This is a genomic window from Dietzia sp. CW19 (genome assembly GCF_014145265.1).
Lineage (GTDB): Bacteria > Actinomycetota > Actinomycetes > Mycobacteriales > Mycobacteriaceae > Dietzia > Dietzia natronolimnaea.
Map to the genome: position 1 here is coordinate 1 of NZ_JAALEE010000124.1, position 7,096 is coordinate 7,096.

Below are 7,096 nucleotides of genomic sequence, written 5' to 3' on the forward strand. Positions count from 1 at the left end.
GCCCCGGCCCCGGCCCCGGCCCCGGCGCCGGTTCAGACGTAGCGGAAGTCCTCCCCGCGCGCCCACTGCACCAACCTGTCGGCGGTGTCCCGGCGCGAGGGTGGGTGGTAACCGAACACCTGGACGGCCTCGAAGGCGTAGGCGAGCTCCGGGTCCTGCATGTAGGCGAACCCCCCGACGGCCTCGCGGACCATCGACTGCACCCTCACCAGTGCGTCGCGCATCGACCACCGGACCAGCGCGAGACGAGCCGAGACGTCGCCACCGCGAGCACCCTCGTCGAACTCGCGAGCCACCGCGTGCAGGGCGGTCCGCATGGTCTCGACCTCGGCGAGCGCCGAGGAGAACAGCTTCGGGTCGAGTCGGTCGCGATCGGTGAGCCGCTCGACCATACGCGTGGCCACCCCGAGATAGCAGGCGCTGATGAGCAGCCCGAACCACAGGTAGCCGGTCATCTCGTGCACATCGTCGGGATCGCTCTCGGAGGTCAGGAAGACCATGTCGGACTCGACCCGGACGTCGTCGAGGATGAGCGCGTCGCTCTCGGCCGCCGCGAGGACGGGGCTCTTCCAGAACTCCTCCCGACGCAACCCCTCGGCACCGTCGAAGACCAGGACGACGGCCCGCTCGGACTCGTCCACGAGGGCGCTCGCCACCAGGAGACTCATGGACCTCGACAGGCTGCAGGGGGCCTTGCGGCCGGAGAGGAGATAGTCGTCACCGTCCCGTCGGGCGGTCATGGTCGGGCGGAACACCGATCCCCCGGGGGAACCCTCGGAGAAGCCGGAGGCCATCACGGTGCCGCCCTCGACCAGCGCCCTGATGAGGTCGCGCTCATCCTGCGAGGCGTCTTCGGCGGCCTCGAAGAGGGTCGCGCACGACAGGTGGTGCATCGTGGTCGCGGCCGCGAGGGAGGGGGCGACCGCGCCGATGGCGGTCTGGAACCGCACCGCGTCGACCGCGCTCGCGCCCGCACCGCCCAGCGCGGTGGGGACGATGAGACTGGTCCCGCCGGTGTCGGACCAGTCGGCCACGGCGGTGCTCTGGGCGCCCTCGTTGGCGAGGAGGCCGTGGCCGTACAGGCGTTCTCGCAGCCCGGGGGCGTAGGAGTCGAGGGTCTGGTTCTCGGAGGTGAGGAGCATGGGGTCCTTTCGGTTCACGGTCGGGTGGGTGCGGGCTCGGGCCCGGATCAGCCGGCGAGCATCAGGCGGGCGGCCTCGGTGCAGTCGTACCGCGGCGTCCAGCCGGTGGCGTCCCTGAGTCGTCGTGACGTGGTGACCGGTTCTCCGCAGGTCACCCAGTGGGAGGAATAGGGCAGCAGTCGTAGCCGGAACCCGAGGTCGGCCAGGCGTCGGGCGGCGCTCAGCGGCACGGGGACGCAGACCGAGCGGTTGAGTCGGCACAGCTGGGAGACGGTGAGGGCGCCCTCGGGACCGAGGTTGAACTCGCCGTCCACGCCGGCGAGCAGCACCCGCAGGTACGCGTCGACGAGGTCGTCCTGGTGCAGGAACTGGAAGTAGGACTTCCCGGGGCTCGGGTGCAGGACGACGCGCGACCGCATGGTCTCCAACCCGGAGTTCGACATGTCGGGCCCCACCACGTAGGTCGGGCGCAGGACCGCCGTCGCCATGCGGCCGTCGGAGCCTCGTCGCCACCGGCGCACGTCCTCCTCCACGAGTGCCTTGTGGTGGAAGTAGTAGTGCTCCTCGCCGGCGCCGATCGGTGCGGTCTCGTCGATGATCTCGGGGCCGCCGCGGGGGCCGTAGGCGTTGATGCTCGAGGTCATCACGCACACCCGGGCGCCGGCGGAATCGGCGGCCCGCAGGACCCGTCGCGAGCCGTCGACGTTGACGACCCGCGCCGACTCCTTGTCGCGCGGCTCCTCGACCATGAAGGCGCAGTGGATCACCGCGTCGGCGCCCGCGAAGACCTCGTCGAGGTCGTCTGAGGCGATGTCGACGGTCCGCCGTTCGATCTTCGGGTCCCGCACCCGCAACGGCGACCGCGCCAGGGCGACCACGTGATCGACCTCCTCGCGGAGGATCAGACCGCGCAGGAGCGCGGTACCGAAATCACCGGACGCCCCGGTCAGGACCACCCTCATAGGGCGGAGAGCTCCCGGGTGACGGCGAGGATGTCGGCGATCGCCCTGGCGGCCTCGACCAGCTGCTCCTCCGTGTGGTCCGCCGTCACGCACAGACGGAGGATCGCACCGGTCGCCGGGACCGCCGGATGGACCGCGACACCGGTGTAGACGCCTCGCTCGAGCAACAGGTTCCACACGTGGACCGCGCGGAGGTCGTCGCCGACGGGAACGGGGACGATGGGCGACCACTCGTCCCCGGTGAGGCCGGAGGTGCAGTCGATCCCCTTGTTTCCCAACTCGGCGCGCAGAAGGATCGAGTTCTGGCGCACCGCCTCGGTGCGCGCCGCACCCTCGTCGGTCCGCATCAGCCGGATCGAGGCGAGGGATGACGCGGTCGCGGCGGGGACCGAGGACGTGCTGAAGATCATCGGCCGCGCCGTGACCCTGAGCCCGGTCACGAGGTCGGAGCTGCCGGTGATGAAACCCCCGCACGAGGCCGAACACTTGGAGAACGACGCCATGGTCACGTCCACGGCGTCGACCGTCCCGGTCTTCTCGACCCAGCCCCGCCTGGTCGGGCCGTACAGGCCCATGGCGTGGGCCTCGTCGACCATGAGCGCGGCCCCGAACGACCGGGCGAGCTCCGCGACGCCGGACAGGGGCGCCAGGCTTCCCTCCATCGAGTAGAGGGAATCGACGACGACGAGGATCTGCTCCGGGGAGCCACGGCGGGCCGTGATCAGGGCGTCCTCGAGTGCGCCGAGGTCGTTGTGGCGGAACGGGTGGACGGTGGTCCGCGCCATGCGCAGGCCGTCGCGGAGCGAGGCGTGGGCAAACTCGTCGATGACGACCGCGTCCCGTTCGCCGACGAGTGCGCCGAGAGTGCCGAGATTGGTCTGGTACCCGGTCGAGAAGCACAGCGCGTCCTCGGTACCGAACCAGTCAGCGATCTCCGCTTCCAGCTCCTCGTGCAGTGACATCGTCCCGTTGAGCAGGCGGCTCCCGGTACTCGCCGACCCGAAACGACGGACCGCCTCGGTGGTGGCCTCGATGACCTCGGGGTGGCGGGCCAGGCCGAGGTAGTTGTTGGAGCCGAGCATGATCCGGTCCACGCCCTGGACGGTGCTCGTCGCGCCGGTGCTGGAGTTCATCGTCCGGTAGTAGGGGCTCTGACCCGCATCCTGGAGAGATGAGAACAGTTGGACCCGTTCGTCTCTGGCTAGGCGGTCGATGAGTGGGTGGTTCACGGGAAGTCCTTCCTGTGGGATGTCCCGGTGGTTCGGCCCCTTCCGTGGACCGGATGGGTCGAACGAGTGAATCCTCACCGTCCGGCTCTCCTCACCGTCCGGCCGCTCGTCGCCCATCCGCCTCGGGATCAGGAACGAATGAGGGGACGACTGAATGAGGAGCCCCATGAGTCACAGAGCCGAACCCCGGACGACGCCGCGTGCTCACCGCCGACGGTCGGTCCTGGCGAGAGGGTGGCCGCTCGCCGCGGCGCTGATCCTGGCCGTGTTGGGAGCGCTCTCCGCCGGCGGCGTGGAGGAGTCCCTGACCCCCGGGGGGTTCCGTGCCGACTCCACGCCGTCCGCCGTCGCCGAACGGCGGCTCGACGCGGAGGTCGGGGTGGGCACCCCCGATCTGATCGTCCTGGTCTCGGGAGCGGAGTCCGCCGCAGTGGCCCGCGAGGGCGAGGCGGTGGCGTCCTTCCTGTCGGGTGCCGGGGGAGTGGGTCGCGTGACCGTGTCGCCGGCGCCGGGGGACGGGCCCACGGTGGTGAGCGCGGTGCTGTCCGGCGACGACGCCGAGTCCAGACGCACGCTGGACGAGCTCCGCGAGGCCCTGCCCCCGCCCGGCGAGGGCGTCGAGAGGCAGCTGACCGGCCGGGCCGAGGTGCTGCGTGAGGACGACCTCATCGCCCGGGAGGATCTCACCCGCGCCGAGCTCATCGCCGTCCCGGTCACCCTCGTCCTGCTCGTGCTGTTCTTCGGCTCCGTGGTGGCCGCCGCGGTCCCGGTCGCGATCGGCGTGCTCGCCATGCTCTCGTCGTTCGTCGTCCTGTCCGGCCTGGTGCACGTGATCGACGTGTCCGTGTTCGCCCTCAACCTGGTGATCGGCCTGGCGCTGGGGCTCTCGATCGACTACAGCCTCCTCGTGGTGACCCGGTTCCGCGAGGAACTGGCGAACGGGGCGGACCCACCTGAGGCCGTCGCCCGCACGATGCGTCGGTGCCGGAGGACGATCGTCATCTCGGCGGTGACCGTCGGCCTGTGTCTGGCCGCGCTCACGGCGGTGGACATGCCCTACCTGAGATCCATGGCGATGACCGGTGTCGCGGTCGTGGTGCTGGTCGCCACCCTCACCCTGGTGGTCCTGCCCCCGGTCCTGCGGGTCCTCGGTCGGCGGATCGACGCGTGGTCCGTGCGACGGGTCGACCCGACCCGCCCCGGCCGTTCGGTGACGGCGATGCTCGGGGTCTCGCGCCGGCACCCGGTGGCGGTGGCGCTGGGGGTGTCGGCGCTCCTGTTGATCCTGCTGACGCCCGCGTTCGGCCTCCGGCTGGGCACTCTCGACGACAGGGTCCTGCCGAAGGACGCCCCGTCCAGGGTGGCCGCGGAGCGACTGCGCGACGAGCGTCCGGACCTCGGGTCCGATCCCCTGGTGATCCTCGCGGACGGGGTCGATCCCGGGGTGTTGGCGAAGCGGGTGTCGCGTATCGACGGAGTGACGGCGACGCGGGGACCGGACGAGACCCTGTCCGACGGGCTCGCGGTGGGTCCCGGTGACCCCGACCTGAGGCGGGGCTCCGTCGCGGCGGTGGAGGTGGTGACGGCCCCCGGTCTGTCGCAACCGGAGCAACAAGACCTCGCCGAACGTGTCCGCGAGGTGGTGGCACCCGCCCCGGTGGCGGGAACCTACTCCGACGACGTCGACACCCGCCAGGCGATCAGTGACCGGGCGCTCCCGGTCGCCCTGCTCGTCATGGCGGTGGTCCTGCCCCTGGTCTTCCTGCTGACCGGTGGCGTGCTGGTCACCCTCAAGACGCTGGTCATGGCGGCGCTGAGCCTCACCGCGACCTTCGGCGCGATGGTCCTGGTCTTCCAGGAGGGGTATCTCGCCGACCTGGTGGGCGTGACGGCCACGGGGGTGGTGGACAGTTCCTCGCCCCTACTGATGGCGTGCCTGGCCTTCGGACTGTCGATGGACTACCAGTTGTTCCTGCTCTCCCGGGTCCGCGAGGAGTACGACCGCCACGGCGACACCACCCGGGCCGTGGTCGACGGGGTCTCCCGCACCGCCCCCGTGGTGGGGGCGGCGGCGGTGCTCGTGGCGGTGGTGTTCCTCGCCATCGGTACCTCGGGGATCAGCGTGGTCCGGCTGCTCGGGCTCGGATTGGCGCTCGCCGTGCTGGTGGACGCGTTCGTCATCAGGCTGCTGCTCGTCCCGAGTGCGATGCTCCTGCTCGGCGAGGCCAACTGGTGGGCTCCACGGCCGCTACGGGCCGTGTTCGACCGCCTGCGGATCCGGGAGGGTTCGTCGTAGGTTCGGGTCATGATCCTGGACGACCTCCGTGCCCGCCTCGACACCGCCTCCGTGCTCACGGACGCGGACGTGCTCGAGGGATACCGCCAGGACTGGGCCAAGGCCCCGGACCCGGGGATGCCGCTCGCCGTGGTGCGCGCGCGGTCGACCGGGGACGTGCAGGAGGTCATGCGCTGGGCGAGTGCGCACGGCGTGCCGGTGGTCCCGCGGGGGGCCGGTTCGGGGCTGTCCGGGGGAGCGACGGCGGTCGAGGGCGGGATCGTGCTGTCCACCGAGCTCATGCGCGACATCGACGTCGACCCGGTCACCCGCACCGCGACAGTCCAGCCGGGTCTGCTCAACGTCGAGGTCAAGCGGGCCGTCGCCGAGCACGGACTCTGGTATCCGCCGGACCCCTCGTCGTACGAGATCTGCTCGATCGGCGGCAACATCGCCACCAACGCCGGCGGTCTGTGCTGCGTGAAGTACGGGGTGACGACCGACTACGTCCTCGGGATGACGGTGGTGTTGGCCGACGGCACCGCGGTGCGACTGGGCGGCGCGCGGCTCAAGGACACCGCCGGGTTGAGCCTGACCAAGCTCTTCGTGGGGAGCGAGGGCACGTTGGGGGTGGTCACCGAGATCATCGTGCGGCTCATCCCCGAACAGCCGCCCCGTTCCACCGTGGTGGGGATCTTCCCGGACGTGGTGGCGTGCAGCGACGCCGTCCTGGCCGTCACCCGCCGGATCCGCCCGGCGATGCTCGAGTTCATGGACAACGTCTCGATCCGGGCTGTCGAGGCGGACCTGAGGATGGGCCTGGACACCTCGGCCGGTGCGATGCTGCTGGCCCAGTCCGACCTCACCGGACCCGACCGCGCGGCCGAGACGGAGTTCATGGCCGAGGCGTTCCGCACCCACGGCGCGAGCGAGGTGTTCGCGACCGACGATCCCGAGGAGGGGGAGCAGTTCACGGTCGCGCGTCGGGCCGCGTTCACCAGCCTGGGCAAGACCGGGACGCTGCTCCTCGAGGACGTCGGCGTGCCGTTGCCCGCGCTTCCCGAGCTGGTCGCCGGGATCGAGGAGATCTCGGCCCGGCGTGATGTGCCGATCGCCCTGGTCGCCCACGCCGGTGACGGCAACACGCACCCGATCATCGTGCTGGCCGACGACGACCCGGACCGCGCCCACCGGGCCCAGGCGGCGTTCGGTGAGGTGATGGACCTGGCGATCGGGATGGGAGGGACGATCACCGGCGAACACGGCGTGGGACGACTCAAGGCGCCGTGGCTGCCCGCCCAGCTGGGCGAGGACGTGATGGAGTTGAACCGCCGCATCAAGACGGCGCTGGACCCGCAGGGGATCCTCAACCCGGGGACGATGTTCTGACGTCACCGGGGCGGCGGTCCGCTCGCGAGGTTACTGCGCGACCTCGTCGTCGTCGACGTTGTTGTGGTCGCCGCCGCCGCCGTCGCCGGCCGGAACCCG

5 protein-coding genes are annotated in these 7,096 nt (G+C 71.1%); 2 read left to right on the forward strand and 3 right to left on the reverse strand.

Going from position 1 to position 7,096, the window contains the following annotated elements:
- Positions 1–32 precede the first annotated feature (32 nt).
- From G6021_RS04350 to G6021_RS04360, 3 genes are read right to left on the reverse strand one after another with little or no spacing between them, the layout of a single operon-like run.
- Entirely contained in the window at positions 33–1,160 is a 1,128-nt protein-coding gene (locus G6021_RS04350; protein WP_182640738.1) for an acyl-CoA dehydrogenase family protein, read from the reverse strand.
- 29 nt (positions 1,161–1,189) lie between these two features.
- Entirely contained in the window at positions 1,190–2,104 is a 915-nt protein-coding gene (locus G6021_RS04355) for an NAD-dependent epimerase/dehydratase family protein (RefSeq protein WP_179524708.1), read from the reverse strand.
- Positions 2,101–3,237, reverse strand: coding sequence for a pyridoxal phosphate-dependent aminotransferase family protein (locus tag G6021_RS04360; protein ID WP_241732531.1), 1,137 nt, complete (start codon positions 3,235–3,237; stop codon positions 2,101–2,103). Before G6021_RS04360 ends, G6021_RS04355 begins: the two co-directional genes overlap by 4 nt.
- Positions 3,238–3,499: 262 nt before the next feature.
- Between G6021_RS04360 and G6021_RS04365 the strand changes: the two genes are divergently transcribed.
- Both G6021_RS04365 and G6021_RS04370 read left to right on the forward strand, forming a co-directional pair.
- Positions 3,500–5,629 (forward strand): MMPL family transporter, encoded by a 2,130-nt coding sequence (locus tag G6021_RS04365; protein WP_182640740.1) that lies wholly within the window; start codon positions 3,500–3,502, stop codon positions 5,627–5,629.
- 9 nt (positions 5,630–5,638) lie between these two features.
- A complete protein-coding gene (locus tag G6021_RS04370; protein ID WP_179524711.1) occupies positions 5,639–6,997 on the forward strand; it encodes an FAD-linked oxidase C-terminal domain-containing protein in 1,359 nt (452 codons plus the stop codon).
- Positions 6,998–7,096 lie beyond the last annotated feature (99 nt).

Coding starts and splice junctions, on each gene's coding strand:
- G6021_RS04355 (WP_179524708.1), bottom strand. CDS start 2,104: ATGAGGGTGGTCCTGACCGGGGCGTCCGGTGATTTCGGTACCGCGCTC.
- G6021_RS04360 (WP_241732531.1), bottom strand. CDS start 3,237: ATGAACTCCAGCACCGGCGCGACGAGCACCGTCCAGGGCGTGGACCGG.
- G6021_RS04370 (WP_179524711.1), top strand. CDS start 5,639: ATGATCCTGGACGACCTCCGTGCCCGCCTCGACACCGCCTCCGTGCTC.
- G6021_RS04365 (WP_182640740.1), top strand. CDS start 3,500: ATGAGTCACAGAGCCGAACCCCGGACGACGCCGCGTGCTCACCGCCGA.